The 26,848-nt window shown below is 57.9% G+C and carries 25 protein-coding genes, 1 pseudogene and 1 riboswitch; of the genes and pseudogenes, 12 read left to right on the top strand and 14 right to left on the bottom strand.

Annotation, left to right across the window (positions count from 1 at the left end):
* Positions 1-6 precede the first annotated feature (6 nt).
* Positions 7-633 (top strand): SOS response-associated peptidase, encoded by a 627-nt coding sequence (locus JSY17_RS17765; protein ID WP_206402567.1) that lies wholly within the window; start codon positions 7-9, stop codon positions 631-633.
* A gap of 206 nt (positions 634-839) precedes the next feature.
* On the top strand, positions 840-1,658 hold the full coding sequence (locus JSY17_RS17760; RefSeq protein WP_117166977.1) for a M48 family metallopeptidase: 819 nt from the start codon (positions 840-842) through the stop codon (positions 1,656-1,658).
* 56 nt (positions 1,659-1,714) lie between these two features.
* Here JSY17_RS17760 and JSY17_RS17755 read toward each other — a convergent pair whose 3' ends face one another.
* The 3 genes from JSY17_RS17755 to JSY17_RS17745 form a co-directional block, all read right to left on the bottom strand.
* Positions 1,715-2,299 (bottom strand): TMEM165/GDT1 family protein, encoded by a 585-nt coding sequence (locus JSY17_RS17755; RefSeq protein WP_117182307.1) that lies wholly within the window; start codon positions 2,297-2,299, stop codon positions 1,715-1,717.
* A 69-nt stretch (positions 2,300-2,368) separates the two neighbouring features.
* Positions 2,369-2,507: riboswitch (yybP-ykoY riboswitch) on the bottom strand.
* Positions 2,508-2,546: 39 nt separating this feature from the next.
* The gene (locus JSY17_RS17750) at positions 2,547-3,545 is read right to left on the bottom strand and encodes a class I SAM-dependent methyltransferase (protein ID WP_206402565.1); all 999 of its coding nucleotides are present in this window, start codon (positions 3,543-3,545) and stop codon (positions 2,547-2,549) included.
* A gap of 28 nt (positions 3,546-3,573) precedes the next feature.
* The gene (locus JSY17_RS17745) at positions 3,574-4,539 is read right to left on the bottom strand and encodes a 2-hydroxyacid dehydrogenase (protein ID WP_206402563.1); all 966 of its coding nucleotides are present in this window, start codon (positions 4,537-4,539) and stop codon (positions 3,574-3,576) included.
* Positions 4,540-4,622: 83 nt separating this feature from the next.
* On the opposite strand from JSY17_RS17745, the gene JSY17_RS17740 reads away from it, so the two are divergent.
* From JSY17_RS17740 to JSY17_RS17715, 6 genes are all read left to right on the top strand, one after another.
* The gene (locus JSY17_RS17740) at positions 4,623-5,252 is read left to right on the top strand and encodes a LysE family translocator (protein WP_117186901.1); all 630 of its coding nucleotides are present in this window, start codon (positions 4,623-4,625) and stop codon (positions 5,250-5,252) included.
* 117 nt (positions 5,253-5,369) lie between these two features.
* Positions 5,370-7,052 (top strand): fatty acid--CoA ligase, encoded by a 1,683-nt coding sequence (locus JSY17_RS17735; RefSeq protein ID WP_206402561.1) that lies wholly within the window; start codon positions 5,370-5,372, stop codon positions 7,050-7,052.
* Positions 7,053-7,417: 365 nt separating this feature from the next.
* Positions 7,418-9,355 carry a DUF1302 domain-containing protein gene (locus JSY17_RS17730; protein ID WP_117182315.1) on the top strand — a complete coding sequence of 646 codons (1,938 nt, stop codon included), beginning with the start codon at positions 7,418-7,420 and terminating at the stop codon, positions 9,353-9,355.
* Between the two features lie 27 nt (positions 9,356-9,382).
* A complete protein-coding gene (locus JSY17_RS17725) occupies positions 9,383-10,747 on the top strand; it encodes a DUF1329 domain-containing protein (RefSeq protein WP_162880420.1) in 1,365 nt (454 codons plus the stop codon).
* A gap of 273 nt (positions 10,748-11,020) precedes the next feature.
* Positions 11,021-13,753, top strand: a complete 2,733-nt coding sequence (locus JSY17_RS17720; RefSeq protein WP_206402559.1) for a LuxR C-terminal-related transcriptional regulator — start codon at positions 11,021-11,023, stop codon at positions 13,751-13,753.
* A gap of 171 nt (positions 13,754-13,924) precedes the next feature.
* On the top strand, positions 13,925-14,629 hold the full coding sequence (locus tag JSY17_RS17715) for an OmpA family protein (RefSeq protein ID WP_117182321.1): 705 nt from the start codon (positions 13,925-13,927) through the stop codon (positions 14,627-14,629).
* A 47-nt stretch (positions 14,630-14,676) separates the two neighbouring features.
* On the opposite strand, the gene JSY17_RS17710 is transcribed toward JSY17_RS17715, so the two are convergent.
* From JSY17_RS17710 to JSY17_RS17700, 3 genes and pseudogenes are all read right to left on the bottom strand, one after another.
* Positions 14,677-15,573 (bottom strand): acyltransferase, encoded by an 897-nt coding sequence (locus tag JSY17_RS17710; RefSeq protein WP_200980633.1) that lies wholly within the window; start codon positions 15,571-15,573, stop codon positions 14,677-14,679.
* Between the two features lie 82 nt (positions 15,574-15,655).
* On the bottom strand, positions 15,656-17,746 hold the full coding sequence (gene pta / locus JSY17_RS17705) for a phosphate acetyltransferase (protein ID WP_206402557.1): 2,091 nt from the start codon (positions 17,744-17,746) through the stop codon (positions 15,656-15,658).
* A 65-nt stretch (positions 17,747-17,811) separates the two neighbouring features.
* Positions 17,812-18,144, bottom strand: a pseudogene (locus tag JSY17_RS17700) (DUF3565 domain-containing protein).
* Here JSY17_RS17700 and JSY17_RS17695 point away from each other — a divergent pair.
* A complete protein-coding gene (locus JSY17_RS17695) occupies positions 18,143-18,628 on the top strand; it encodes an FKBP-type peptidyl-prolyl cis-trans isomerase (protein ID WP_206402555.1) in 486 nt (161 codons plus the stop codon). The pseudogene JSY17_RS17700 and the gene JSY17_RS17695 sit on opposite strands and share 2 nt — an antisense overlap.
* A 125-nt stretch (positions 18,629-18,753) precedes the next feature.
* On the top strand, positions 18,754-19,236 hold the full coding sequence (locus tag JSY17_RS17690) for a glutathione peroxidase (RefSeq protein ID WP_117182327.1): 483 nt from the start codon (positions 18,754-18,756) through the stop codon (positions 19,234-19,236).
* Between the two features lie 138 nt (positions 19,237-19,374).
* Here the strand turns inward: JSY17_RS17690 and JSY17_RS17685 are convergent, their stop codons facing one another.
* Positions 19,375-20,559 carry a glycosyltransferase family 4 protein gene (locus JSY17_RS17685; RefSeq protein WP_117186907.1) on the bottom strand — a complete coding sequence of 395 codons (1,185 nt, stop codon included), beginning with the start codon at positions 20,557-20,559 and terminating at the stop codon, positions 19,375-19,377.
* A 348-nt stretch (positions 20,560-20,907) separates the two neighbouring features.
* Here JSY17_RS17685 and JSY17_RS17680 point away from each other — a divergent pair, with 348 nt between their 5' ends.
* Entirely contained in the window at positions 20,908-21,327 is a 420-nt protein-coding gene (locus JSY17_RS17680) for a flagellar protein FlhE (RefSeq protein ID WP_206402554.1), read from the top strand.
* Positions 21,328-21,365: 38 nt separating this feature from the next.
* On the opposite strand, the gene JSY17_RS25730 is transcribed toward JSY17_RS17680, so the two are convergent.
* The 3 genes from JSY17_RS25730 to cysZ form a co-directional block, all read right to left on the bottom strand.
* Positions 21,366-21,869 carry a hypothetical protein gene (locus tag JSY17_RS25730; RefSeq protein ID WP_232849524.1) on the bottom strand — a complete coding sequence of 168 codons (504 nt, stop codon included), beginning with the start codon at positions 21,867-21,869 and terminating at the stop codon, positions 21,366-21,368.
* A gap of 14 nt (positions 21,870-21,883) precedes the next feature.
* A complete protein-coding gene (locus JSY17_RS17670; protein WP_117166993.1) occupies positions 21,884-22,207 on the bottom strand; it encodes a hypothetical protein in 324 nt (107 codons plus the stop codon).
* Positions 22,208-22,496: 289 nt separating this feature from the next.
* Positions 22,497-23,222 carry a sulfate transporter CysZ gene (gene cysZ, locus JSY17_RS17665; protein ID WP_117166994.1) on the bottom strand — a complete coding sequence of 242 codons (726 nt, stop codon included), beginning with the start codon at positions 23,220-23,222 and terminating at the stop codon, positions 22,497-22,499.
* A gap of 431 nt (positions 23,223-23,653) precedes the next feature.
* Between cysZ and trxB the strand changes: the two genes are divergently transcribed.
* Positions 23,654-24,616, top strand: coding sequence for a thioredoxin-disulfide reductase (gene trxB / locus JSY17_RS17660; RefSeq protein ID WP_117182331.1), 963 nt, complete (start codon positions 23,654-23,656; stop codon positions 24,614-24,616).
* A gap of 61 nt (positions 24,617-24,677) precedes the next feature.
* On the opposite strand, the gene JSY17_RS17655 is transcribed toward trxB, so the two are convergent.
* The 4 genes from JSY17_RS17655 to JSY17_RS17640 all read right to left on the bottom strand — a co-directional run bounded on the left by JSY17_RS17655 (position 24,678) and on the right by JSY17_RS17640 (position 26,741).
* Positions 24,678-25,019, bottom strand: coding sequence for a HopJ type III effector protein (locus JSY17_RS17655; protein ID WP_206402553.1), 342 nt, complete (start codon positions 25,017-25,019; stop codon positions 24,678-24,680).
* Positions 25,012-25,308, bottom strand: a complete 297-nt coding sequence (locus tag JSY17_RS17650) for a DUF1244 domain-containing protein (RefSeq protein ID WP_117182335.1) — start codon at positions 25,306-25,308, stop codon at positions 25,012-25,014. Before JSY17_RS17650 ends, JSY17_RS17655 begins: the two co-directional genes overlap by 8 nt.
* Before the next feature lie 40 nt (positions 25,309-25,348).
* Complete coding sequence (gene folM, locus JSY17_RS17645) at positions 25,349-26,047, bottom strand: dihydromonapterin reductase (RefSeq protein ID WP_117166998.1); 699 nt, start codon at positions 26,045-26,047, stop codon at positions 25,349-25,351.
* 124 nt (positions 26,048-26,171) lie between these two features.
* Complete coding sequence (locus JSY17_RS17640) at positions 26,172-26,741, bottom strand: antibiotic biosynthesis monooxygenase (protein ID WP_206402552.1); 570 nt, start codon at positions 26,739-26,741, stop codon at positions 26,172-26,174.
* Positions 26,742-26,848 lie beyond the last annotated feature (107 nt).

Genomic DNA, 26,848 nt, shown 5'->3' with positions numbered 1-26,848 from the left:
AGCCTGATGTGTGGACGTTATGCCCTGTTTCGCTGGAACCCTGCCTTTGCGGCCCTGCCCGGTTTTCCGGCAGACCAGCAGCCGCAATGGAATATTTCTCCGGCCGACACCGTACTGATCATGCGTGCTGCCCAGACTGAAGGCGAACTGGAACTGGCACGTGCCCGCTGGGGGCTGACGCCCGCCTGGCTGACCGATCTTTCGCGCACGCCCGCCCATGCGCGTGCCGAAACCCTGGCCGAGCAGCCGATGTTCCGTGAAGCCTTTCGCCAGCGTCGCTGCCTGCTGCCGGCCAACGGTTTTTACGAGTGGCGCGGCACTGCCCGTAAACGCCCGTTCTGGCTGACACCGGGCGAAGGCTCGGCCTTGTTCTTTGCCGCCGTCTGGGAGGCCTATCCGGTGCAAGGGCATACCTACCTGAGCGTGGCGGTGGTTACCCAGGCGGCGGCCAGTCAGCGCCGCCCGCTGATTCTCGATGCCCAGGGCCAGAAAGACTGGCTGGCAGCCGACACACCGCTGTATACCTTGCAGGCGCTGCTCGCCTCCGTGCAGATGCCACTGCGCGAAAGACCGCTGGCCAATCTGGTCAACGATCCCAAACTCAACGCCCCGGAATGCCTGACGCCCCTGTAGGAGCCCATTCATTGGCGAAGAGATCAGTGAGTCCGCAAGGCATGTGTCGTCTGGAGCAGCGTCTTTGCGGATGAATCCGCTCCTGCCGGATTTTTCCGTTTAGGAACCAAGCTGTTACAAAGCAGCCAAATATGGCTGTTTGCTGGTATCTGGCGCTGAACTCATTGTCCGCCTAGGATGACCACCTCGCTATAAGGAGAAACATCATGCGTCAGTCATTGGCCCTGTGTGTGTTAGGGGGCGGTTTATTGCTTGGCGGCTGTCAGGCTGTAAACACAACCACCGGTGATTCGGTGGGTGTCGAGCGTAAGCAGTACATGTTCAGCATGCTCTCGACAGATGAAGTCAACAAAATGTATGCCCAGTCCTACAAGGAAACCGTAGGCGAGGCCAGCAGCAAAGGTGTATTGGATACCACCAGCACCAATGCCAAGCGAGTGAATGCGATTGCCGATCGCTTGATTGCCCAGGCACCGAAGCTGCGTCCCGATGCGGCCCAGTGGCAGTGGGAAGTTAATCTGATCAAGAGCGATGAGCTCAATGCCAACTGCGGGCCTGGCGGCAAGATCATTTTCTATACCGGCCTGATCGACAAGCTGAAGCTGAGCGACGATGAAATCGCTGCGGTCATGGGGCATGAAATCGCCCATGCCCTGCGCGAGCACGGGCGCGAAGCAATGTCCAAGGCCTACGGTGTAGCCATTGCCAAACAGGGCGCGGGTGCCTTGCTGGGCATGGGGGAAACCGGTATGGCGCTGACCGATACAGTTGTGAATTACAGCCTTACGCTGCCCAACAGCCGCAGCAATGAAAACGAGGCCGATCTGCTTGGGTTGGAGCTGGCGGCGCGAGCGGGTTACAACCCCAATGCCGCCGTGACGCTGTGGCAGAAGATGACTCAGAACGCCGGTGGTTCGCAGCCAGAGTTCATGAGTACGCACCCCGCCTCGGCAAATCGCATTGCTTCCCTGCAGGCTGCGATTCCCAAGGTGATGCCGTTGTACCAGCAAGCCAGCAAGTCCTGAGCGGCTGATGGCGGCAGAGCGCTGTGGCTTTCGTTGCAGCGCTCCTTTCATTTTTCTCAGACCCAGCCACTGACTTGCATGGCCTTGTAGACCGCGACCAGAGCCAGCACGAAAAAGGCGCTGGCGGCCAAGCGGCGGATCAGGGTCAGAGGCAGCTTCTCGGCAGCAAAGTTGCCTGCCAGCACCACCGGAACGTTGGCGATCAGCATGCCCAGGGTAGTACCGATGATGACCAGCCACAGGTAGGAATACTGCGCAGCCAGCATCACGGTCGCGATCTGCGTCTTGTCGCCGATTTCCGCGATGAAGAAGGTGATCAGGGTCGTCATGAACGGGCCGAACTTGCGTGCCGTGCTGGCTTCGTCGTCGTCCATCTTGTCGGGAACCAGTGTCCACAGGGCCGTGGCCGTGAAGCTGGCGGCGAGAATCCAGTGCAGCACTGCATCGGAGAAGAAGCTGCTGAACCATGCGCCGACTGCGCCCGCTGCCGCGTGGTTGGCCAGGGTCGCGGCAACGATGCCGGCGATGATGGGCCAGGGCTTGCGAAAGCGGGCAGCAAGAATGAGTGCGAGCAATTGCGTTTTATCGCCGATCTCGGCAAGCGCAACGACTGCGGTAGGGATTAACAGGGATTCCAGCATCAGGGTTCCTAAGGGGCGGGTCGACACGGCTATGACACGTACAGCCTTCCCGCCCCGGGTAAGGTGTTCGTGTCATAGGTCTTGTCAAACCACCGATCCGTCTGAGCGGATTCCGGGTCGCACGCACCATGGTCTGAGGACCAAGTATGTTGATGCATGCCGGACGAGCATGTTGCTCGTGGGAGACTACTCCCCTAGGACGGAGCGGATTCTGCCTACGCAAAATCCATTCGGCAAGCTCTTATTTTCAAGAACGTTTCGCGCTGTAGATCCGGAAACCATCTCCCTGGGCGCGGATTTCACAGGTTCCGACATGCTCCTCGATCAGCGGCTGATAGCGTAGGAAGCTGTTGGCAACCAGGCGCAGTTCGCCACCTGATTGAAGATGTTGGCGTGCTTTTCTCAGCAGGGTTTCTGTAGCCAGATAATTGGTATGCACCCCGACATGGAAGGGCGGATTGCTCAGAATCGTGTTCAATCCCATGGGGGCGGCATCAATGCCATCGCCGGTCAGAATCTGTGCTTCAAGGCCGTTGGCAGCCAGTGTCAGCGCTGCGCTGGCCGTGGCGAATGCATCCACATCCAGCATCACGACATCGTTGTGCGGATAGCGACGTTTTACCGCAGCCCCCAGCACGCCCGCGCCGCATCCGAAGTCCAGCAAATGGCCGCCGGGGAGTTTGTCGAGGTTTTCCAGCAGCAGGGCCGAACCGCGATCCAGACGACCGTGGCTGAATACGCCCGGCAGGCTGACAACTGTGAGCGGGCCGTCTTCGAGTTCGATCCGGTAAGGCTTGGCCAGGCTTTGCAGCTCGACCGCCTGTGGCGCATTTTCCACCGTGACTTGCCAGAGCTGGCAGTGACGGGCGCTGTCGAGCTTGCGTGCGCGGCCCAGTGGGCTCAACTGCTTGGCGGCGGCTTCGATACCGCCGCGTTTTTCACCGACCAGAAACACTTCGCGTCCGGCCAGACGGGAAGAAAGGGCATTGAGCAGGTATTCGGTCAGGTCGCGTGCCTTGGGCAGAAACAGCACCGCAGCTTCGAAAGAATCCTGTGGCGCGTTCACGCCGAAATGCGTACGTCCTGCGAAACGGGCGTCCAGTGCAGCCTGGTCGCCCGCATGCCAGCACCACCCGCGAGCGTTCGGCAACTTACCCAGCAAGTCGTCGGCTGGCAGCCCGGCCAGCAGCAACGAGCCTTGAAAGAGTTCAGCCTGCCGAAGTAACACTTCACTGCGCGGGTCCATGTTTTCGCTCCTGAAAAAGGGGTGGATTCTAGCTGACTACCCGCTTCGGCGCCCCTGCAAAAAATGCCTGGGCGTTCTCGACAAGCTGGCTGACGATGCGCTGACGAGCTTCCCGAGCACCCCAGGCGCTGTGCGGAGTGATGATCAGGCGTGGAATATCGTCGGCCAGCAGCGGATTGCCCGAGACAGGCGGCTCCACGCTCAGCACGTCCGATGCGGCACCGCCCAGATGCCCGTTGCGCAAGGCATCGGCCAGCGCCTGTTCGTCGATCAGGCCGCCGCGAGCGGTATTGACCACCAGAGCCTGGGGTTTGAGCAACTGGAGTTCCCGGGCACCGATCATGTTGCGGGTGTGTTCGTTGAGCGGGCAATGCAGCGTCAGGGCGTCGATCTGCGGCAGCAGTTGTTCAAGAGGCAAGCGATCCGCACGGGCAGGGCGACCGGGAATCTGTCCCAGCAAGACACGCATGCCGAAGGCTTCTGCCAGTCTGGCCACCGCACTGCCCAGTTCGCCATGGCCCAGCAGACCGAGGGTCTTGCCTTCGAGCTCGACAATAGGGAAATCCAGAAGGCAGAACTGCGAAGATTTCTGCCACAGCCCTTGTTGCACGGCCTTCTGATAATCGGGCAGACGGGTGGCGAGTGCCAGCAGCAACAGCAAGGTGTGCTGCGCCACCGACGGGGTTCCGTAACCCTGGCAGTTGCAGACCGTGACGCCTTGTTCGCGGGCAGCCGCCAGATCCACATTGTTGGTGCCGGTTGCCGTGACCAGTACCAGTTTCAATTCGGGGCATGCAGCGAATGTGTCGGCATCGATCATGATCTTGTTGCTGATTGCCACCTGGGCCCCTTTCAGTCGCTCGATGACCTGATCCGGTGAAGTGCTGTCGTGCAGCACCAGTTCGCCGAAACTGTCACGCAACTCGCCGAGATCCAGATCCCCCAGGTCCAGGGATGTGTGATCGAGGAAAACTGCTCTGCCCGGATTGCTCATTGGCTGTACCTTTTTTGTAATAAATTGAAAGAGTAATGTTGTGAGCCTATCAGCAAACGCTCACCAATATTTCTGGAGGCCCCATGTACTGGGCAGAATTTCTCACTGTTGCATTGATTCATCTGCTGGCTGTCGCCAGTCCCGGCCCCGATTTTGCGGTAGTGGTCCGCGAAAGCGTCACTCACGGGCGCAAGGCGGGGATCTGGTCCGCGCTGGGTGTAGGGTCTGCGATTTTCGTCCATGTGGGTTATTCGCTGCTGGGTATCGGTATCATCGTTTCCCAGTCCATCGTCTTGTTCAATGCCCTCAAATGGGCAGCCGCCGCTTACCTCCTGTACATCGGTATCAAGGCCTTGCGCGCCAGGCCAGCGGCTATGGGGGACGATCCGCTCAAGGCAACGGTGGGGGAAAGAACGGCCCGTGGCGCCTATGCCAGCGGTTTTGTGACCAATGGCCTGAACCCCAAGGCGACGCTGTTTTTCCTGTCGCTGTTCACCGTGGTCATCAACCCTCACACACCGCTGCTGGTGCAGGGCGGCTATGGCGTTTATCTGGCGGTCGCGACTGCCGCCTGGTTTTGTATGGTTGCCTGCCTGTTCAGCCAGGCCCGGGTACGTGCAGGCTTTGCCCGCATGGGGCATTGGTTCGATCGGGTCATGGGTGGCGTGCTGGTGGCGCTGGGTCTGAAGCTGGCATTGACCGAGGTTCGTTGAGTCCCTGCGACACGCAAACTTGTCGGCAAATCGTCCCTTCGGCTGATTTGGCTGGCGGACCAGAGCGCTAGAGTCCATATTTCAAGCTTCGCCTGTGAACTTTGAAAAGGGACTCATATGTTACAGACTCGCGTTCTTCCGCCAGCCGATGGCGCTTACCAGTACCCTCTGTTGATCAAGGGGCTGCTGTTGTCCGGCAGCCGCTACGAAAAAACGCGTGAAATCGTTTATCGCGATACTGTCCGTCATACCTATCCTGTCTTCAACGAACGCATTCGCCGCCTGGCCAATGTGCTGACGGCGGCTGGTGTAAAGGCAGGCGATACCGTTGCTGTCATGGATTGGGACAGTCATCGTTATCTGGAATGCATGTTCGCGATCCCCATGATCGGTGCGGTGGTGCATACCATCAACGTGCGGCTCTCGCCCGAGCAGATCGTCTACACCATGAACCATGCCGAAGACCGGCTGGTGCTGGTCAACAGTGAGTTCGTCGGCCTGTACAAGGGCATTGCCGGGCACCTGACCACTGTGGACAAGACGCTGCTGCTCACGGACCAGCCGGACAAGACCGCCGACTTGCCGGATCTGGTCGGGGAGTACGAAGAGCTGCTGGCGGCGGCGAGTCCTCATTACGATTTCGAGGATTTCGACGAAAACTCGGTCGCCACGACTTTCTACACCACCGGCACCACGGGCAATCCCAAGGGCGTGTATTTCACCCATCGCCAACTGGTTCTGCATACCATGAGCGTGGCAACGATCATGGGCAGTGTCGAGCATGAGCGCCTGTTGGGTTCCAGCGATGTTTACATGCCGATTACTCCGATGTTTCACGTGCATGCCTGGGGTATGCCTTATGCGGCAACCATGCTGGGCTTGAAGCAGGTTTATCCCGGCCGTTATGACCCGGAGTTTCTGGTGGAACTGTGGCGCAAGGAGAAAGTGACGTTCTCCCATTGCGTACCGACCATCATGCAGATGTTGCTGCACTCCAAGGCCGCCAGGGACGTGGATTTCGGTGGCTGGAAAATCATTATCGGTGGCAGCTCGCTGACTCGCAGCCTGTATCTGGCGGCCAAGGCCAAGGGCATCCAGCTCACTGCTGCCTATGGCATGTCCGAAACCGGGCCGTTGATTTCCGTTGCTCACATGAACGAAGAGCTGAGAGCGGGTCCTGAAGACGATCGCATCACTTACCGCATCAAGGCTGGCGTGCCGGGCATGCTGGTGGACGCAGCCATCGTCGACGAACATGGAAACTTCCTGCCGGCCGATGGCGAAACACAGGGCGAACTGGTACTGCGCGCACCCTGGCTGACCGAAAGCTATTTCCGCGAGCCGCAAAAAGGGGCCGAACTGTGGGCAGGTGGCTGGCTGCATACTGGCGATGTGGCGACCCTGGACGACATGGGCTTCATCGATATTCGTGACCGCATCAAGGACGTGATCAAGACTGGCGGTGAGTGGATATCGTCTCTGGAGCTCGAAGACCTGTGCAGTCGTCACACCGCCGTGCGCGAAGTCGCGGTGGTAGGGGTTGCCGATCCACAATGGGGTGAGCGGCCTTTCGCATTGCTGGTGGTTCACGAAGGGCAGAGCATCGATGCGCGGATATTGAAGGAACACCTCAGTCCGTTTGTCGAACAGGGCCATATCAACAAATGGGCGATACCCAGCCAGATCGCGGTTGTTACTGAAATTCCCAAGACCAGTGTCGGCAAACTCGACAAAAAACGCATGCGTCTCGATATCGTCGAATGGCAAAGCAGTAACAGTGCTCTTCTGTCGACGCTCTGAACCCGCCGGACAACTTCCATTGCACCTGATTGCATGCTGTGCTCATCGAGCACGGCATGCGTCTGCGTCGGCCATGACACGAAAGTTGCCAAATGATCGAATTGCTCCATCCTGCGCCTGTCTGTTACTCAACCTTGTCGTAACAGGCATTCCAGAGGCTTTGATACGTGCAAATCACACTTTAGAGGGATCAAGCAGCAGGGCGCGCTGGATATAGTCGGGACAGGGGACTTGGCAAGAGCGTAAAGATGCATTTTGTATGGCGGCCCTCAGGGGGGCCGGTGAGTGTTGACAGCCAATCCATGGCTGAGTCGTTTCTGGAAGTTCCCACTGCCATAAAAATAAAAGCACATGGAGTCGCATCGATGACAACAGCAATCCCTTTCTGGCGCCGGGCGAAACTTCCTCTGGCAGTCAGTCTTGCTTCCTCACTCGCTGGTCCCGCATTCGGCGTTACCTTCAATGTCGGTGAAATCGAAGGCAGCTTCGACTCATCCCTCTCGGTGGGTGCCAGCTGGTCTACCGCAAGCCCGAACAAGAACCTCATCGGCGCCAACAACGGTGGGCGCGGTCTTTCCCAGACCTCCGATGACGGCCACTTGAACTTCAAGAAGGGCGAAACCTTCTCCAAGATCTTCAAGGGTATTCATGACCTTGAACTGAAGTACGGCGATACCGGTGTATTCGTGCGTGGCAAGTACTGGTATGACTTCGAGCTCAAGGACGAAAGCCGCCAGTTCAAGGACATCAGCGACTCCAACCGCAAGGAAGGCGCCAAGTCTTCCGGCGCGCAATTGCTCGACGCATTCGTCTATCACAATTACGCCATTGGCGATCAGCCAGGCACCGTGCGTCTTGGCAAGCAGGTCATCAGCTGGGGTGAAAGTACCTTCATCCAGGGCGGGATCAACAGCGTCAACCCGGTCGATGTCTCGGCGTTTCGTCGTCCCGGGGCCGAGATCAAGGAAGGCCTGATTCCGGTCAACATGTTCTATCTGTCGCAAAGCCTGACCGACAACCTGTCCGCGCAAGGTTTCTACCAGCTCGAGTGGGACCAGACGGTTGTGGATAACTGCGGCACCTTCTTCTCGCAGCCCGACGTGATCGCCGATGGCTGCGACAGCAACCTGGCCGTATTGCGCAGTCGCAGCGGGCTCAACACGTCCTTGACCAATGCAGGCCTGCCGGCCGGAGCACGGGGGGCGATTTTCAACTCCCTGGCGCAGCAGGGCGTCAACTTCGGATCGCCCGATGAGGGCGCGATCGTGCGTCGCGGTCCGGACCGTGATGCCCGTGACGGTGGCCAGTTCGGCTTTGCCGTGCATTACAACTTCGAGCCGCTGGACACCGAATTCGGTGCGTACATGATGAACTACCACAGTCGTCTGCCGATCTTCAGCGGTCGCGGCGGGTCAGCGGCTTCGTTCAGCGGTACCGGGCTGGTCGGTTCGCTTGTGGGCAACGGCATTCCGCTTGCTACGGCGACTGCGCTGGCACCGACCTTGTTGCCATTGGTGGTGGCGGGCAACTCCAGCTACTACGTCGAATACCCTGAAGACATTCGCCTGTACGGGTTGAGCTTCTCCACCACGTTGCCTACCGGCACGGCTTGGAGTGGTGAAATCAGCTACCGTCCGAATGCCCCGGTGCAGATCAACACTACCGACATTCTCTATTCGGGCATTTCGCCGCTTAACCCGAACGTGTCGCTGCTCAGTGGTCGACCCAATACCGATCAGCCGGGTTATCGCCGCAAGGAAATCACCCAGTTGCAAACCTCCCTGGTCCAGTTCTTCGACCAGGTGATGGGGGCCGAGCGTCTGACCCTGGTGGGTGAAGTGGGCTGGACCCACGTGGGCGGTCTGGAAAGCACCTCGAAAATCCGTTATGGCCGCGATCCGGTCTACGGACCAGGTCCGTTGCCGGGTGGCCAGTGTGCGACTTTGAACGCCGGCACCCTGACCGGAGCCGAGCAGAACAACCTCACCCGTTATTGCGAAGACGACGGTTTCACCACCGCCAACTCCTGGGGTTATCGCGCACGTGCCATCTGGGACTACAACAACGTATTCGCCGGTGTGAACCTCAAGCCAAGCGTGGCCTGGTCGCATGACGTCAAGGGTTACTCCCCGGGCCCGGGCGCCAACTTCGAGGAAGGTCGCAAGGCCGTCAGCCTCGGACTGGATGCCGAATACCAGAACACCTACACCGCCAGTCTTTCCTACACCAACTTCTTCGACGGGAAGTACACCACGGTCGATGACCGGGATTTCGTGGCACTCAGCTTTGGCATGAACTTCTAAGAACAAGGTTTCGGGATGACTATGAAAATGAAAATAACAAAGGGTCTGTTGCAAGCGGGTGCGCTGGGATTGTCCTTGATGGCGTCCGGTGTCATGGCTGCGGTGTCTGAATCCGAAGCGGCGAAACTGGGTACCAGCCTGACGCCAATGGGGGCAGAGAAGGCCGGTAACGCGGCTAATACCATTCCTGCCTGGAGCCCCATGCCCAAGAATGCAGGGGCTGTGGACAGCAAGGGGTTCCTGGCCAACCCGTATGCCAATGAAAAACCGCTGTTCACCATCACGGCGCAGAACGTCGAGCAGTACAAGGACAAGCTGGCACCGGGCCAATACGCGATGTTCAAGCGTTACCCGGAAAGCTACAAGATCCCGGTTTATCCGACCCATCGCGGCGCCACCGTGCCTGACGACGTGTTTGCCGCCATCAAGAGAAACGCGACCAATACCAAACTGGTAGGTGGCGGTAATGGTCTGGAAAACTTCGAAACCGCCATTCCCTTCCCGATTCCGTCCAGCGGTGTCGAGGTGATCTGGAACCATATCACCCGTTATCGCGGCGGCAGTGTGAAGCGCTTCGTGACCCAGGCCACGCCGCAGCCCAATGGCTCCTACAGCCTGGTGTACTTCTCCGACCAGTTCGTGTTCCGCGACAAGATGAAGGATTTCGATCCGAAGAACCCGGGCAACATCCTGTTCTACTTCAAGCAGGAAGTGACCGCACCGGCGCGTCTGGCCGGTGGTGTGCTGCTGGTCCATGAAACCCTCGATCAGGTCAAGGAGCCTCGTTCGGCCTGGCTCTATAACGCCGGTCAGCGTCGTGTGCGCCGTGCTCCGCAAGTGTCCTATGACGGCCCGGGTACTGCGTCGGATGGTCTGCGGACTTCCGATAACCTGGACATGTACAACGGTGCGCCGGATCGCTATGACTGGAAACTGATCGGCAAGCAGGAGATGTACATTGCGGCCAACAGCCACAAGCTCGACGACACATCCCTCAAATATGCCGACATCATCAAGGCTGGCCATATCAATCAGGACCTGACCCGTTACGAATTGCGCCGTGTCTGGCATGTAACGGCAACCCTGAAGGAAGGTCAGCGTCACATTTACGCCAAACGTGACTTCTTCATCGACGAAGACACCTGGCAGGCTGCAGTCATCGACCACTATGACGGTCGTGGCCAGTTGTGGCGCGTTGCCGAGGCCCATGCCGAGAACTACTACGACAAGCAGGTTCCGTGGTACGCCATTGAAACCCTGTACGACTTGCAGTCGGGTCGTTACGTGGCACTGGGCATGAAAAACGAAGAGAAGAGTGCGTATGTCTTCGGTTTCACAGCCGGGACCAGCGACTTCACGCCCAACGCCTTGCGTCAGGAAGGAGTACGTTGATCACACAAACCGGATGAACTGTCGCAACGTGCGGGCAGCGTGTTTTCAAGGCTGCCTGCACGTAAACGGATCGGTAAAAGTGTAAAAAAACAGATTTTTCAATTGGTTACAGAATAAGCCCCTTTATAGGGGCTTTTTTATGCACAGGTATTCGTCTCACAAATTGTAGGAATTTTGTTACGGACTTTTCGTTGGTTGCCTTCAAAAGGGCGTTTTTACCCGCTAGTCTCCGGACAGCTGCTATGGCTAAACAATACTCCCGAAGAGCTGGCCATGACTGATCTGTCCCGTATGCAAGGCATCTCAGGTAGCGCAACCACCGCTCTGGAAGGGCGATTCTTTCGGCCCCCATTGCCCGATGGTTACCTGCCTCGTTCCCGCTTGTGCGAGCGTCTGGCCGAAGGCCTGTCCGGGCGTTTGTTGCTGATCTGTGCGCCTGCCGGGTTCGGCAAGAGCTCGCTGGCCGTGGAGTTTTGCCAGAACCTGCCTGCCCAATGGCAAAGCATATGGCTGGGCCTGAACCCTCGCGAAAGCGATCCGGGGCGTTTTCTCGAGCGGTTATTGGCTGGCTTGCAGCAGTTCTTTCCGCAGTTGGGTGCCCAGGCCATGGGCTTGCTGAAGATGCGTCAGCGCAATCAGCCCTTTGCCTTCGAGGAATGGCTCGATGGTCTGCTGGATGAGCTGGCCATGCACCTCATGCTGAGCAAGCCCTTGCTGCTGGTGCTGGACGACTATCATCTGGTGCAGGGTTCGGTGCTGGATCGTTGTGTACAGTTCTTTCTCAAACACTTGCCGACTGGCCTGGTGGTCATGGTCACCAGCCGACAGCGTCCCAACTGGCATCTGGCGCGTCTGCGCCTGTCCCGGCAATTGCTTGAGCTCAATGAGAGTGACTTGCGGCTGACCGACGCCGAATCCCTGGCAGTGCTCGATCGACACAGTTGCTCACTGGACAGCGATGCACAGCGAAACCTGATCCGGCGCAGCGAAGGCTGGGTGGCAGGCTTGCGTTTCTGGCTGCTGGCCGCTTCCGAAGCCGGCGATGGTCCTGCCTTGTCGCAAGCCTTGCGCGATGGTGAGGTCTTGATCGGTGAGTATCTGCTCGAAGAAGTCATCGACTGTCTGCCGGCCAATGTTCAGGCCTTTCTTTATGAAACGGCCTGCCTTGAACGCTTTTGCAGCGAATTGTGCGATGCCTCCCGGGAAGCCCATGACAGCGCCGAAATGCTGCGCTATCTGCAGGCACATCAGGTATTTCTGGTGCCGCTGGACGAGCACGGGCGCTGGTTTCGTTATCACCATCTGTTCTCCGATCTCTTGCGAGCCCGCCAGGGTACAGGTCCACAACAGAACCGCCTGCATTTGAATGCCTGTCGCTGGTTCAACGAACAGGGCCTGCTGGACGAGGCTATCGAGCAGGCATTACGCGCCGGGCATCTGGATGTCGCCGCCAACCTGGTGCAGAACCTCTCCGAAGAGCAACTGCTGGCCGAGCAGAATGTCGGCATGCTGCTGCGCTGGAGAATGGACTTGCCCGATAGTTTGCTGACCAGTACGCCGCGCCTGATCGTGCTTTATGCCTGGGCGCTGGGGCTGGCCTGTCAACTGGATGCAGCCGAAGAACTGGCCGAAAACCTCAGCCGTTTTCTGCCCGCTCCGTCGGCTACGGCGCAGAAATCCATGCTCGCCCAGTGGCTGGCGCTTAGCGGGATCATTGCCCGTGGTCGCGGTGACAGCGAAAAGACCGAGCGTTATTGCAGTGAAGCACTGCATAGCCTGCCGGAAAAACGCTATGGCCAGCGGCTGGTATGCCTGTCCACCCTGGCCAATCTGGGAATAGCCAACAGCGACCTGTTGCGCGCCCGCGCCTTGAACCGCGATGCCCTCGAACTGGCGCAGCGGGTGGCCAATCCTTTATTCGAAGCGCTGGCGCATTATGACCGTGCCAGGGTACTGCAAGCCCGTGGCGAGATACTTCGTGCTCTGGACGAAGTCCGCCAGGGGCAGCAACGTCTCAAAGGCTTATCCACATTGCGCCTGTATGCCGTGCGGGCGCGTCTGACGATTTACGAAGGTTATTTGCTGACCCTGCGCATGCAGGCCGATGCCGGGCGTGAGAAATTGCTCGCCGGTCTGATCGAGGCACGAGCCTGCCGGGATATCAGCGTGCTGATCGGGCATTGCGTGATTGCCGGTCTGGAAGGGCGTGAAGGGCGCTTTGCCGAAGCGTTCGCCGAGCTGGGTGAAGCCGAGCGCCTGATGCACATCTGGGATGTGCCGCCGATCTACTATCTGGCGATGATCACCCTGGTCAAATGCGAGCTGTGGCTGGTGCAGGGCCGTATCGATCTGGCCGAAGCCTGGTTGTTGCGCCTGACCCAGACTTACAGCGGCGGGCTGGCGACGGCAGCCCCGGAGTGTTATCCACAATTGCCGCAACAGGTCGAATTGCTCCGCGCAGCTCTGGAGCGGATTCGCGGTGACGCCGATGCTTCTGCGCAACGCCTGCAGGAGCTGGAGCTGCATGCGCAGTCCATGGGCGCGCAATTGCTGAGCCTTAATGCCCTCAACCAGCACATCCGTCTGTTGCTGGACAATGCCCGGCAGCATGAGGCATCCGAACTGTTGAGTCGCAGCCTGCACGCGGCACAAGGCGGTGCGTTGCTGCCTTTCAATGACCTGCTCGACGGCCACCCGCTGTGGTTGCGCGAGCAACTGCTGCAACAACCTGCCTGCACCGTGCGCAATGCACTGCTGGAAAAATTGCCGTCCTGTCTCGCGCCGCCCGCCGTCGAGCCGTCCCATGGCAACGACTGCCTGAGCGTGCGAGAACTGGGCGTGTTGCAACTCATAGCCCAAGGCTGCTCGAATCAGGAAATCAGCGAGCAGTTATTCATTTCCCTGCACACCGTCAAAACCCACGCCAGCCATATCAACAGCAAGCTTGGCGTCGAGCGACGAACTCAGGCGGTGGCAAGGGCGAAAGTCCTGGGGCTGTTGGGGTAATCAGTATTCAAGTGCCGGTGTCCTGCATTATTTGTGCGCTCCGGAGCAGCGCCGGGAGGGCCTGGATCAGGGCTCTCTGGCTGTAAACGGTTCAGGCGGCGTTAAGGAATTTTTGACGCATGTCATGCTCTAATCCGCTCATTAGCGTTCGTTAAATCAGGAGTTTCATCAATGTCTAGCTCGCGCCATTTGACTCTTGCGGTTATCGCTGTGGCCATGCTTTCGGGCTGTGCATCGCCCAACCCTTATGACAATCAGGGACAGGCACAAAACTCGGGTGGCATGAACAAGACTGCCAAGTACGGTGGTCTGGGCGCACTGGCCGGTGCCCTGGCGGGGGCGGCAATCGATCATAACAACCGTGGCAAAGGCGCATTGATCGGCGCTGCGGTAGTCGGTGCCGCTTCGGCAGGCTATGGCTACTATGCCGACAAGCAGGAAGCCGCACTGCGGGCGAGCATGGCCAATACCGGTGTGGAAGTGCAGCGTCAGGGTGACCAGATCAAGCTGATCATGCCGGGCAACATCACCTTCGCCACCGACTCTTCTTCCATTGCCAGCAGTTTCTACTCACCGTTGAACAATCTGGCCAACTCGCTCAAGCAGTTCAACCAGAACAACATCGAGATCGTCGGTTACACCGACAGCACCGGCAGTCGCCAGCACAACATGGACCTGTCCCAGCAGCGTGCCCAGAGCGTCAGCACCTACCTGACATCCCAGGGCGTGGACCCGGCCCGCCTGTCCGTGCGCGGCGCAGGTCCGGATCAGCCGATTGCCAGCAACGCCGATGTCAACGGCCGTGCCCAGAACCGTCGGGTCGAAGTCAACCTCAAGCCGATTCCGGGGCAGCAGTACGAGCAGTATCAGCAGTAACAGGTTCGCGAATGAATTCGCTCCTGCGCGACTCTGCAGGAGCGAATTTATTCGCGATGACCCTTGAGCCGGTCCAGCAAGCGATCCTTCTCCTCCCACAAGCCGTTGATCCACTGCTGGAACTCCTGGCGGTAGGCCTGATCCTGGTCGTAGTTCCTGCCGATGAACTGCGGCGGGATTTCTATCTCTTCAAAGTGCGCCACAACTTCTTTCACGTTGCCACACAGCAGGTCCCAGTAACCCGGTTGCCCGCCAGGATAGTGAATGGTGACGTTGACGATCGACTCAAGCTGCTCGCCCATGGCATCCAGCACGAACGCCAGCCCGCCGGCCTTGGGCTTGAGCAGGTTGCGAAACGGTGAATTCTGTTCGGCATGCTTGGCTTTGGTAAAGCGCGTGCCTTCGGCAAAGTTGAAAATGCCCACCGGGTTATGACGGAATCTGGCGCAGGTGCGGCGTGTGGTTTCCAGATCCTTGCCTTTCTTCTCGGGGTGTCTGGCCAGATACGCCTTGGAGTAGCGCTTCATGAACGGAAAACCCAGTGCCCACCAGGCCAGGCCAATCAGCGGTACCCAGATCAGCTCCTGCTTGAGAAAGAACTTCAGCGGGCGGATACGTCGATTGAGTACGTACTGCAGGACCATGATGTCGACCCAGCTCTGATGGTTGCTGGTGATCAGGTACGAGTGTTCGTAATCCAGCCCTTCAAGACCGCTCAACTGCCAGCGCGTGTGGCCCAGCAGCCTGATCCAGGCATTGTTGCAACTGATCCAGGTTTCCTGGATATGAATCATCAGCCAGTCGGTCAGGCGCTGGGCGGGCTTGAAGGGCAGGCAGATCTTGAAGAAGGTGACCACGAACAGCACTGCACAGCAGGCAATGGTGTTGAGCGCCAACAACAGCGAGGCAATGACGCCGCGCAATGGGGCAGGCAAGGTATCCATGACGGATAGTGACTCCAGAGTGTAATGGGATGCGGTGCAGACTGCACAACGGCAGTCTGCACAGATGGCATCGTGATGTGTATCAGGAAAGTGTGTCTGCCTGAATCGCGGTCAGGGCGATGGTGTAGACGATGTCGTCGACTTGCGCACCGCGTGGCAGGTCGTTCACCGGTTTGCGCAGACCTTGCAGCATCGGACCGAGGCTTACGCAGTCGGCGCTGCGCTGTACTGCCTTGTACGTGGTGTTGCCGGTATTCAGGTCCGGGAACACGAATACCGTCGCGCGTCCAGCCACCGGGCTGTCCGGTGCCAGTTGGCGAGCGACGTCTTCGTTGGCCGCGGCATCATACTGCAGCGGACCGTCGATCAACAGACTGCGCTGGGTTTCACGAGCCAGTTGGGTCGCTTCGCGAACCTTTTCCACTTCCTCGCCACTGGCGGAATTGCCGCTGGAATAACTGATCATCGCCACCCGTGGTGCAATACCGAATGCCACGGCGGAGTCGGCACTCTGCAAGGCGATTTCTGCCAGTTCAGCAGCACTCGGATGCGGGTTCATGATGCAGTCGCCGTAGACCAGCACCTGCTCGGGGAACAGCATGAAGAATACCGACGAAACCAGGGTGCAGCCGGATGCAGTCTTGATCAGTTGCAGGGCCGGGCGAATGGTATTGGCGGTGGAGTGAATGACGCCCGATACCAGACCGTCCACCTCATCCAGCGCCAGCATCACGGTGCCGATCACTACCGGATCCTCCAGTTGCTGCTCGGCCATCGGGGCATTGAGGCTTTTGTTCTTGCGCAGTTCGACCATCGGCGCGACATAACGCTCGCGAATCAGGTCCGGGTCGAGAATCTCCAGCCCCGGCGGCAATTCAATGTCATGGGCCTGGGCGACCGCCTGGACTTCCTCGGGCTTGGCCAGCAGGACGCAACGGGCAATACCGCGTGCCTGGCAGATGGCGGCGGCCTGGATTGTCAGCGGCTCGTTGCCCTCAGGCAGCACGATGCGCTTGTTGGCAGCCTGGGCACGCTGGATCAACTGATAGCGGAACACCGCAGGCGAAAGACGCAACTCCCTCGGTGTACCGCAGCGTTGATGCAACCAGGTGGCATCCAGATGGCCGGCAACGAAATCGGTGATGATTTCCGCGCGCTCGCGGTCATCGATGGGGATTTCCTTGTTCAACTGATTCAGGCGCGTTGCCGTGTCGTAGGAGCCGCTGCTCACCGACAGCACCGGCAGACCGGCCTGCAATGCGCCTCGACACAGCTCCATGATGCGCGGGTCGGGTACGGTGTCGCTGGTCAGCAACAGGCCTGCCAGCGGCACGCCATTCATGGCCGCCAGACTGACCGCCAGGATGATGTCGTCGCGGTCGCCCGGTGTGACCACCAGAACGCCGGGCTTGAGCAATGGCACGGTATTGAGCACAGTCCGGGCGCATATGATGATTTTCGACATGCGCCGTTGTTCGTAGTCCCCGGCGTTGAGCACCTGGGCACCCAGCAACTCCGCCACGTCACGGGTGCGCGGGGCATTGAGTTCGGCCTGGAACGGAATGCAACCCAGCAGACGGAAGTCTCCGCTGCGCAGCAGAGGAGAGTGCTCTTTCAGGCGTGCCGCGAAGACTTCCATGCTTTCTTCGGTACGCACCTTGTTGAGGATCACACCCAGCACTTTCGGGTCTTTCGGCCCGCCGAACAGTTGAGCCTGCAATTCGACCCGGCCCGAAAGCTCGGTGAGCACTTCGTTTTCCGGCGCGGACACCAGAATCACTTCGGCATCCAGGCTCTTGGCCAGGTGCAGGTTGACCCGTGCGGCATAACTGGCGCTGCGCGTCGGGACCATGCCTTCGACAATCAGCACGTCCTTGCCGACGGCTGCCTGCTGATAAAGACTGATGATTTCTTCCAGCAACTCATCCAGTTGGCCATCGCCGAGCATGCGCTCCACATGCGCCAGCCCCAGAGGTTTGGGCGGCTTGAGGCCGTGGGTGCGGGCCACCAGTTCGGTGGAGCGTTCAGGGCCCAGATCGCCCGGATGAGGTTGTGCGATCGGCTTGAAAAAACCGACTTTCAGGCCTGCACGCTCAAGGGTGCGAACCAGGCCAAGGCTGATGGATGTCAAACCCACGCCAAAATCCGTGGGGGAGATGAAAAAAGTCTGCATACCGGCTTCTCGATTGAGCAGTGCAATGGTCGCGGCGAAATGGACAGCCCTTCGACCAGAAAAAATCAGGAAGTCGTCTGGCGCGACTCCTCGGCGCCAAGACTATCGTTATCTGACGACTTCGCACACCAGCCACAGTGAAAGCCCTGACCTATTTTTTGCTGACGCTGCTCAGGGTCCAGCACCCAGGCACGGGATTGCCATGGGGGCTGATGGCGAAGATGTTGTGTGTGCCCGCAGGACAGCACCACGATCCAGTGACCGTCTTCATCCTGCCTGAAATCAATAACCGTCGAGTTTTCCAATCGGGGCCGTCTGTCAGAGTTGCGTTCGCTTTCGAGCGATTGCTTGGTTAAACTTGCTCGTTCTCAAATCTTAAGCAAAAGGTCCTGCCCCATGCCGATCGCCGCCAACAAGGCTGTCTCTATTGACTATACCCTGACCAACGACGCTGGTGAGGTCATCGACAGTTCTGCCGGCGGTGCTCCGCTGGTCTACCTGCATGGCGCCGGCAACATCATCCCGGGCCTGGAAAAGGCTCTGGTCGGCAAAGACGTCGGTGACGAACTGAAAGTCGCCATCGAGCCGGAAGATGCCTACGGCGAATACTCCGCCGAGCTGGTCAGCACCCTGAACCGCAGCATGTTCGAAGGTGTCGACGAACTGGAAGTCGGCATGCAGTTCCACGCCTCCGGCCCGGACGGCAGCATGCAGATCGTGACAATTCGCGACCTGGACGGCGACGATGTCACCGTTGATGGCAACCACCCGCTGGCGGGTCAGCGCCTGAACTTCGAAGTCAAGATCGTCAAGATCCGCGATGCCAGCCAAGAAGAACTGGCTCATGGCCATATTCATGGTGAAGGTGGTCATCACCACTGATTTGTGCTGCTAAGCTCAGGTAACTGACAAAGGCGCTCTGGCTGTTCTGCGATGACGACTTTCGTTACGCGGGTCTGCCATGGCGCCTTTTTGGTTCGCTCGGGCTTCATGGGGGAGAGGATTTCATGAGTGCTTTTCACGACATCACACTGAAGGCGCTGAACGGGCAGGAACTGCCTCTGGCGCCTTTGAAGAACACAGTGGTCCTGGTCGTCAACGTGGCCTCCAAATGCGGGCTCACGCCACAATATGCAGCGCTTGAAAGCCTTTACCAGCAATACAAGGACAAGGGCTTCAGTATCCTGGGTCTGCCGTGCAATCAGTTTGCCGGACAGGAGCCTGGTTCCGAGCAGGAAATCCAGGAGTTCTGCAAACTCAATTATGGCGTGACCTTCGCGCTGGGCGAAAAGCTCGAGGTCAATGGAGCGCAACGTCATCCGTTGTATCGCCTGCTGGCTGGCGAGGGGGCCGAGTTTCCTGGCGATATCACCTGGAACTTCGAGAAGTTTCTGGTCGGTCGCAACGGTGCCGTGATCGCCCGCTTCTCGCCCCGTATGGCACCGGACGATCCTGTGGTTATCCAGGCCATCGAAAAGGCCCTGGCCTGATCTGCCCCGTTCTGTTGTGACAAGTGTTGCCAGGTCATTTCGGTGACTGTTGGAGGCAGCTTGCTGGCGACAAGCCCGTTGAAGCCTGCCTTTGTCGCAAGCAAGCCACCCTCAGACCATCAACGACCTGCCCGGTTTTCAGCCCGAAACGGATTTGATGGTCTGGCCTTTGGTCTGCGCATCGTTGGCCGGGCAGGCGCTGAACAACTGCTGTTCGAACTGATCGATAATCGCCGTCCAGCCCTGACGACTGGCATGCTTGCGGGCATTGAGTCTTACCCTGCGCAGGGCTTCGCTGTCTTCCACCAGCCAGTGTGCGGCATCGATGAAAGCCTCTTCGTCACCGGGCATGGCCAGCGCGCCATTGTGGCCGTGACGAATATGCTGCCCGGCAGCCGCTTCATCATAGGCCACCACGCCAAGCCCTGAGGCCAGCGCCTCAAGCACGACATTGCCGAAGGTTTCGGTCAGGCTCGGGAAGAGAAACAGATCGCCGGACGCGTAATGGGCTGCCAGCGTCTCGCCGCGTTGCGTACCGCAGAAAATCGCATCGGGTATCTGCTGCTCCAGAGCCGCCCGTTGCGGCCCGTCTCCTACCACAATCAGTTTCAGATTGCGCCGTGGATAACTTTCTTTCAAAGCCTCGAAGCAGGTTTTGAGCAGGCCCAGATTCTTTTCCGGTGCCAGCCTGCCTACATGCAGGATGGCGGTATCACCCACTTGCAGCCCCCAGCTTTCGCGCAGCGCCTGTGAGCGTCTGGAAGGGTGAAACAACTGGCTGTCTACCCCGCGCGACAACAACTCGATCCGCTCGAAACCACGCCGCTCCAGCTCCACCTTCTGGCTGATGCTGGGAACCAGTGTCATGCGCGAGCGATTGTGGAACCAGCGCAGATAATGGGTCAGCAAGCGGGTAATGAATCCCATGCCGTATTGCTGGGTGTACTGCGGGAAGTTGGTATGAAAGCCACTGATTACCGCAATTCCCAGCCGCCGGGCCGCCCGCAATGCCGAAAGGCCCAATGGCCCTTCGGTCGCGATATACAACACATCCGGACGCCGCCGCTGCCAACGGCGCAGCAGCTTGTGCATCGAAGACTGACCCCATTGCAGCCCCGGATAGCCCGGTATCGGCCATCCCCGGCACAGCATCAAGTCGTCGGCAGCAAAACCTGCTTCCTCACCCTGACGCGGCCTGATCAGCTCGACCCGATGCCCGCGCAAACGCAATCCGTCACAAAGCCGCCCCAACGTATTGGCGACGCCATTGATTTCGGGAGTGAAGGTTTCAGTGATAAGAGTGACATGCAGAATTTTGCTCATGGGAGCAGTCTCGACCTGTTGCATGTCGGTTATGTGGCTGTTGGATGATGGATTTGTGACGTGAGGGTTTTAACTGGGAATAAGCCATGGACTGAGTTCTTCTTGTGAGAGTGAGTTGTAGATTTCAATGAAGGTAAAGTTTGTCTTTTATAAGTACTACATTGAGCCATATTTTGATCTGGCATGGGTGTAGGTCTTTTCTGTAAGTGTTCAATGTATTTGATTGAGTGTTGAGGTTCAGTGCTTTCTGAATAACGTCAGGCTATCGATTTAAATTCGATAGGCGAAGGCAGCAAACCGGTTAGATCGGTCTGGCCTTCTTGATGTGAAAAAACAAGGAAGCATGAAATGAAATTTGACTATAACAAGTCGAAGTGGATTCGCTCGGCCACGGGAATTGTGCTGGCGCTTTCAGGGTATTCAGAAATGGCTATGGCTGGTAGCTATCAATCTTCGGTAAATTTACCAACGGTACATTCGCGCGGATATCTCTATACCGCCAATCTTCCATTACGCGGAGCACCGCCAGAAGGTGCGTGGATCAAGAATGTCAGCTGGAACTGGAATGTGACGGGATGGCCGCGAGGGTTGGAAGTTAAATTGTGTCAGGCCAATAACTGCATTGATATTTCTCGTATGCGTGTTGGATCTACTCAGGTTTTTAGAGGCCAGCTTGCCAATAGAAGCTTTTATTATTCCATCAAGGTGAATGGTGCAGGCACTGTTCCTGTGGCCGGACAATTTGGTCGTGTCACCGTAGATTGGTAACTACTATCCCCCTCTCAATCCGAGAGGGGGATAGCTTGCTACCAATGGGCCATGTCTTTGAACTTCTGAGGAAGGCTGTCATTGAAATCCAGGATTTTCTCCAGAATTTTCGCAGGTGGTGTGCCTTTCAAAAGCTCTGTTTCGTAGAGTTCTCCACGAAGCTTCTGCACCGAAGACATCGTTTTTGCAAAATACAATCTTGTTTCGTCAGTGACTATCTGGCCGGTTGTGGTATAGCGGATGGTTGGGTAGTCAGTAACATCAAATAATTCAAATACCAATGAGTTATAAGCGTATTCATAAGCCATTTTTGCTGCTTGAGTCGGGTCCTTGCCAGCCTCTTCAAGGAGTTCAGACCGGAATGTTGATCCCCTGGGAAACGTGTTTCTTTCTCCCTGACTGACTATCGAATCCTTGCTCTGTGTAGCATTCAACACTTGGCCGAACGACATCCCTTCTTCGCTTTGCGCAGTGGCTGTGACTTTTGATCGCGGGCCCAGGCTTGTGACATTGATAAATGGCGAATCGATATGAGTTTGCATTTTTCGACTCCGTTCTAAACAGCATCTTGCTTGATTTGACGATTCCGCTGGTTCGTCACTCTTTCCAGAGCAGCAGGCCTGGGCTCGAAGTCTTTGTCATTGACGGCGGACTTCCTTTGTTCCGGGGTCATGTTCTGCAGAAAGAAGGTGGATCGGGGTTGTACCAGCCGGGTCAGCGTTGCAGCAGCGGGGATGAGGGCGGTTCCGGGGCCCGATGTCGCTTTTTTAGCGTCACTGAAAACCTGCGCAAAGCGGCTTGAACGCGGTTCGGGAATTCTTTCCAGTGCGGCGGGTTTGTAAGCGCTTTGTGCAGCGGCAGTTTTTGTTTTGACTTCCATGGTGTTGCCTCCTGTGTGTTTATTGCAGAAGAGCAAACAGGGTGCCAGTTTTCATGGAATATTTTTTAAAGTGTTGAGGCTTAATGTTTATAGGGTATTGATAAGCGTCCTACGTAAAACTCCTACAATTTATTTTATATTGATATTACGGCAATGGTTTGCCTGTGGCGGTCATGTATTGCCAGTACTTCTAAGGTGTTTTTTAGAGGGGGGTGAAGAGTGTTCTTTTTATTATGTGAGATATTTCTTTTTATAAGCTTCAGGAACGCATCCCTGCGCTCCTGCAGGGTCAGCGTTCTCTCACCCAGAACAACGTCGCCCCGGCCACCGCCGCCGGCATCATCAGGATGTTGAGCATCGGCACCAGCAGCGCCAGATAAACGATCCCGCCGAAGCTCAGGCTCTGCCAGCGTTTGCTTTTCAGCCACTCGAGCATTTCGTTCCAGCCCAGTTTGTGGTTGTCCGCCGGGTAGTCGATGTACTGGATAGCCATCATCCAGATCCCGAACAGCAGCCAGAGCGGGGCAGCGATCAGGTTGACCACCGGGATAAAGGACAGAATGAAGAGCCCCAGCATGCGCGGCAGCATGTAACCCAGCTTGCGGGCCTCGCGTGCCAGGGTGCGGGGGATCATGGCGGCCAGTTCGGACCAACTGAAGTCGGGCGATTCATCCTTGCCACGGATCACGGCTTCGACTTTCTCGGACAGAAAACCATTGAAGGGCGCGGCGATGATATTGGCCAGCATGGTGAAGGTGAAAAACACCATCAGCAGCACCAGCGCCACGAACAATGGCCAGAGGATGTAGTTCAGAAAGCTCAGCCAGTGCGGCAAGGTCGGCATGAAGGCATCGACCCAGATGCCGAACTGATGCAAGGCCAGATAGATCAGGCCACCGAACAGCACCAGATTGATGCTCAGCGGCAGCAGGACAAACAGGCGCAGGCCGGGGCTGAGGATCAGCTTCAGGCCTTCTTTCAGGTATTGCGGGCCTGTCAGGGCAGGGGCGGGCATGGCAGCCTCCGAAAAATGGAAAACGCCCGACCTTACCGACTTTGCCGGGCGCTTGAAAGAGTTCTCATCGGCTCCGGTCGAGGGCCGGTGTGCATAGAAGTGGCCTATAAGGTGGATTGTGAATCGATATTTCCTTACCCTTCCTCACCCCGATAGGCTTTGCACCAATTTCTTGACCTATCCTTTTCAATTTTCGATGGAGTCATCAAAATGTGTGTACTGGTAAAAAGGCATTACGGCTGACGCTCATCGCGTTGCCGGTGGCCTGGCCCCTGACGCCTGGTGTGTGTAGTGCATTGTCGCGGCCCGGGTCGCAGTTCCAGAACTTTCAGGATTGTCGAGTTACAGAACACTTCCCCAAGTGTTTCGGCAGTCCTTTTTTATCCAGCCGTTCCGACCGCGGCAAACCGGTCGGTCGATAGGAGTGTGTCATGTCCGACGTACGTCATTCCCGAGTGATTATTCTCGGCTCCGGCCCTGCCGGTTACAGCGCAGCGGTCTATGCCGCACGTGCCAACCTCAAGCCTTTGCTGATCACCGGCATGCAGGCTGGCGGTCAATTGACCACCACTACCGAAGTCGATAACTGGCCGGGCGACCCCCATGGCCTGACCGGTCCAGCGCTGATGGAGCGTATGCGTGAGCATGCCGAGCGTTTCGAAACCGAAATCGTGTTCGACCATATCAACTCTGTCGATCTGGCCGGCAAGCCGTTCAGCCTCACCGGCGACAGCGCCGTCTACACCTGTGATGCGCTGATCATTGCCACGGGTGCCAGCGCTCGCTACCTGGGCCTGCCTTCGGAAGAGGCGTTCATGGGCAAGGGCGTTTCCGCTTGTGCCACGTGCGACGGTTTCTTCTATCGCAATCGTGAAGTGGCTGTGGTCGGTGGTGGCAACACCGCTGTGGAAGAGGCGCTGTACCTGGCCAATATCGCCAGCAAGGTGACTCTGGTTCACCGCCGCGAAACGTTCCGCGCCGAGAAGATTCTGATCGACAAGCTTCACGCACGTGTGGCCGAAGGCAAGATCGAGCTCAAGCTGAACGCGACCCTGGATGAAGTGCTGGGCGACAACATGGGTGTGACCGGTGCTCGCTTGAAGAACAACGACGGCACCAGCGATGAGCTGAAAGTCGACGGTGTTTTCATCGCGATCGGCCATACCCCGAACACTTCGCTGTTCGAAGGTCAGTTGGCGTTGAAGGATGGTTACATGGTCGTGCACGGCGGCCGTGAAGGCAACGCCACTGCCACCAGCGTGGAAGGTGTGTTCGCAGCGGGCGACGTGGCTGACCACGTTTACCGTCAGGCCATCACCTCTGCCGGTGCGGGCTGCATGGCTGCACTGGATGTCGAGCGTTATCTGGACGGTCTGGCGAACGCTTCGTTCTGACCTGACAAAACCTGTGGGAGCGAATGAGCGGAGCGCCGCCCGATTCGCTCCCACAGCGCGTTTAACCCTTGCGTTTCAAGGGCTCGCCTTCAAATTTCACACCGGTCAGGCCATGGGCGATCAATGCCCGGATATTGCCGTGGTCATTGCCTTGCGGCGTGGCTTGTACCGAGCGGTAGTGCTCGCCGAAAGCCAGCAGGGCTTCTTCGTCGCTCAAGCCTTCCAGCAAAGCCAGGCCCAGGGTCTTACATGAGCCTTCGTTCTGGCCGGCAGCGTTTTCGACGCCGCCGTTCTTGAACGCCTGAGGCTGATAGTCATAGCCCGCAGCAATGAATGCCAGGGTGTCGGCAAAGGCGTGTTCGCCGCTCTTGAGGCTGGTACGCAGGGTGTTCAGATCAGTCATGCTTGGTTTCCTTGGCGAACGCCGCTTTCTGTTCGGCGCTGGCTTCTTTCTGGTATTGGGCTTTCCACTCGTTGTACGGCATGCCGTAAACCACTTCGCGTGCCTCGTCGAGGCTGACATCGATCTGTCTCTCGTCTGCGGCGGCCTTGTACCATTTGGACAGACAATTGCGGCAGAAACCGGAGAGGTTCATCAGGTCGATGTTCTGGACGTCCTTGCGGCTGTCCAGATGCGCGACCAGACGACGGAAGGCGGCGGCTTCAAGTTCGAGGCGTTGTTGCTCGGTCATGATGGGCTCCGTTGGCTAGGGATGGAGGGGAGGCAATGAGTCATTCACCGGATCTCCCTTTCTTCAGGTGTCGACCACCATTGATGACGACGCTGCTGCCTGTGGTGTATCGGGCTTCCAGCAGATAGAAGACGGCCTCGATCAAGGGCGCAGCGCCAGGCTCGAATTGCAACAGCGCCTTTTTCAGTGTCTGGCGTCGATATTCTTCGTCGCTGTCCGGCTTGAGGATCAGCAGCCCCGGCAGGATCGCGTTCACGCGAATGTCGGGCGCGTATTTCTCGGCGAACGACAGCACCATGTTCTGCAGGGCGGCCTTGGTGGCGGCATAGGCGATATGGCTTTTGCTGCCGCGAGACGAGGTGTCGTCGCAGATATGGATGATGTCGGTTTTTTCCGGCCCGGCCAGTAGCTGACCCAGTGCCTGGTTCAAATGGTAAGGCGCTTCGACATGGAGCCTGAACATGATGTTCAGGTTTTCCAGGCTGTCGTCCAGCCACAACGAAGCGTTGTGGATGATTGCCCGGAGGCCATCGTGGTTGGCTTTGATGTAGTCGATCAGCGCCAGACGATCCTGCTCCACTCCCAGATCGGCCTGAAACTGCACGATAGCGGGATGTGGCGAAACAGGTTTGAGGGTGCGACTGACACTGATGACGTTATAGCCTGCTTCTGCCAACTGTATGGCAAGCTCCAGGCCGACTCTTTGACTGGCGCCTGTTACAAGGATCGTTTTATTCATGCGATGTAATGGGCTTCAAGGTTTTTCGAGCATGAGACCTGCCCGACTCAAAGGCTCCAGCATAACTGAAGTTGTGCCGGGAGTGCGGGCAAGCTCTTGAAACCGCTGTTTACAGGGCGCTATTTCAACTGCCGCCAACCGATTTACCTGCCGCTTCAGGCTCGCAAGGTATCTTGTTCAACCAGTCGGCCAGCAGGTGGGTGGACAGCGGAATGAACCAGTAAACCATCAGCGGCGTGAGAATCAGCGTACTGATCATGATGCGCGGGGCCAGTTCCAGGTGACTGAGCAGCGGCCCCAGCAGAAAGTTGAATATCAGCGAGACAGGAAAGAACGCCAGCCAGATGGCCACTGCCTGTTTCCAGCGTGGCGGACGTTGATTGGCCGCTCCAAACCAGCCATCGATGCCGCTGACCCGGCGTTCCTGAGGCTGGGCAAAAAGTCCGCTGCCGCGCACCAACCAGGAGCGTCGAGAGGCCGAATGCTCCCAGGCGTGCATGGTTTCGGAATCGGCGAAGCGGAAAATGATCTGGAATTCATCATCTCCCGGCGGAGGCGCCAGGACACCGGAGCCCAGATATCCGGGAAAATCGGTAGCAAGTTGTTCGCCTTCGTGCAGCCAGGTCATGAGTTCCTGGTAACGGCCATGGGCAACGCGACGTGCAACCATCAAGGTGACGGGAGGGGTAGACATTGTGTATCTCCGATAGACGAGTGAGATTCCCGGATAGGGAAGTCACATGACACGGCTCCGGGGTGGTGGGGCTGTGTCAGCTTCGAGTTGAAACAAGCAAGGATTGT

Origin of the sequence: Pseudomonas capsici (assembly GCF_017165765.1) — a bacterium.
GTDB classification, from domain to species: domain Bacteria; phylum Pseudomonadota; class Gammaproteobacteria; order Pseudomonadales; family Pseudomonadaceae; genus Aquipseudomonas; species Aquipseudomonas capsici.
The sequence above is the reverse complement of the archived record's forward strand: the minus strand, read 5'-3'. Positions and strand labels throughout refer to the sequence as shown.

Coding starts and splice junctions, on each gene's coding strand:
- JSY17_RS17765 (WP_206402567.1), top strand. CDS start 7: ATGTGTGGACGTTATGCCCTGTTTCGCTGGAACCCTGCCTTTGCGGCC.
- JSY17_RS17760 (WP_117166977.1), top strand. CDS start 840: ATGCGTCAGTCATTGGCCCTGTGTGTGTTAGGGGGCGGTTTATTGCTT.
- JSY17_RS17755 (WP_117182307.1), bottom strand. CDS start 2,299: ATGCTGGAATCCCTGTTAATCCCTACCGCAGTCGTTGCGCTTGCCGAG.
- JSY17_RS17750 (WP_206402565.1), bottom strand. CDS start 3,545: ATGGACCCGCGCAGTGAAGTGTTACTTCGGCAGGCTGAACTCTTTCAA.
- JSY17_RS17745 (WP_206402563.1), bottom strand. CDS start 4,539: ATGAGCAATCCGGGCAGAGCAGTTTTCCTCGATCACACATCCCTGGAC.
- JSY17_RS17740 (WP_117186901.1), top strand. CDS start 4,623: ATGTACTGGGCAGAATTTCTCACTGTTGCATTGATTCATCTGCTGGCT.
- JSY17_RS17735 (WP_206402561.1), top strand. CDS start 5,370: ATGTTACAGACTCGCGTTCTTCCGCCAGCCGATGGCGCTTACCAGTAC.
- JSY17_RS17730 (WP_117182315.1), top strand. CDS start 7,418: ATGACAACAGCAATCCCTTTCTGGCGCCGGGCGAAACTTCCTCTGGCA.
- JSY17_RS17725 (WP_162880420.1), top strand. CDS start 9,383: ATGAAAATAACAAAGGGTCTGTTGCAAGCGGGTGCGCTGGGATTGTCC.
- JSY17_RS17720 (WP_206402559.1), top strand. CDS start 11,021: ATGACTGATCTGTCCCGTATGCAAGGCATCTCAGGTAGCGCAACCACC.
- JSY17_RS17715 (WP_117182321.1), top strand. CDS start 13,925: ATGTCTAGCTCGCGCCATTTGACTCTTGCGGTTATCGCTGTGGCCATG.
- JSY17_RS17710 (WP_200980633.1), bottom strand. CDS start 15,573: ATGGATACCTTGCCTGCCCCATTGCGCGGCGTCATTGCCTCGCTGTTG.
- pta (WP_206402557.1), bottom strand. CDS start 17,746: ATGCAGACTTTTTTCATCTCCCCCACGGATTTTGGCGTGGGTTTGACA.
- JSY17_RS17695 (WP_206402555.1), top strand. CDS start 18,143: ATGCCGATCGCCGCCAACAAGGCTGTCTCTATTGACTATACCCTGACC.
- JSY17_RS17690 (WP_117182327.1), top strand. CDS start 18,754: ATGAGTGCTTTTCACGACATCACACTGAAGGCGCTGAACGGGCAGGAA.
- JSY17_RS17685 (WP_117186907.1), bottom strand. CDS start 20,559: ATGAGCAAAATTCTGCATGTCACTCTTATCACTGAAACCTTCACTCCC.
- JSY17_RS17680 (WP_206402554.1), top strand. CDS start 20,908: ATGAAATTTGACTATAACAAGTCGAAGTGGATTCGCTCGGCCACGGGA.
- JSY17_RS25730 (WP_232849524.1), bottom strand. CDS start 21,869: ATGCAAACTCATATCGATTCGCCATTTATCAATGTCACAAGCCTGGGC.
- JSY17_RS17670 (WP_117166993.1), bottom strand. CDS start 22,207: ATGGAAGTCAAAACAAAAACTGCCGCTGCACAAAGCGCTTACAAACCC.
- cysZ (WP_117166994.1), bottom strand. CDS start 23,222: ATGCCCGCCCCTGCCCTGACAGGCCCGCAATACCTGAAAGAAGGCCTG.
- trxB (WP_117182331.1), top strand. CDS start 23,654: ATGTCCGACGTACGTCATTCCCGAGTGATTATTCTCGGCTCCGGCCCT.
- JSY17_RS17655 (WP_206402553.1), bottom strand. CDS start 25,019: ATGACTGATCTGAACACCCTGCGTACCAGCCTCAAGAGCGGCGAACAC.
- JSY17_RS17650 (WP_117182335.1), bottom strand. CDS start 25,308: ATGACCGAGCAACAACGCCTCGAACTTGAAGCCGCCGCCTTCCGTCGT.
- folM (WP_117166998.1), bottom strand. CDS start 26,047: ATGAATAAAACGATCCTTGTAACAGGCGCCAGTCAAAGAGTCGGCCTG.
- JSY17_RS17640 (WP_206402552.1), bottom strand. CDS start 26,741: ATGTCTACCCCTCCCGTCACCTTGATGGTTGCACGTCGCGTTGCCCAT.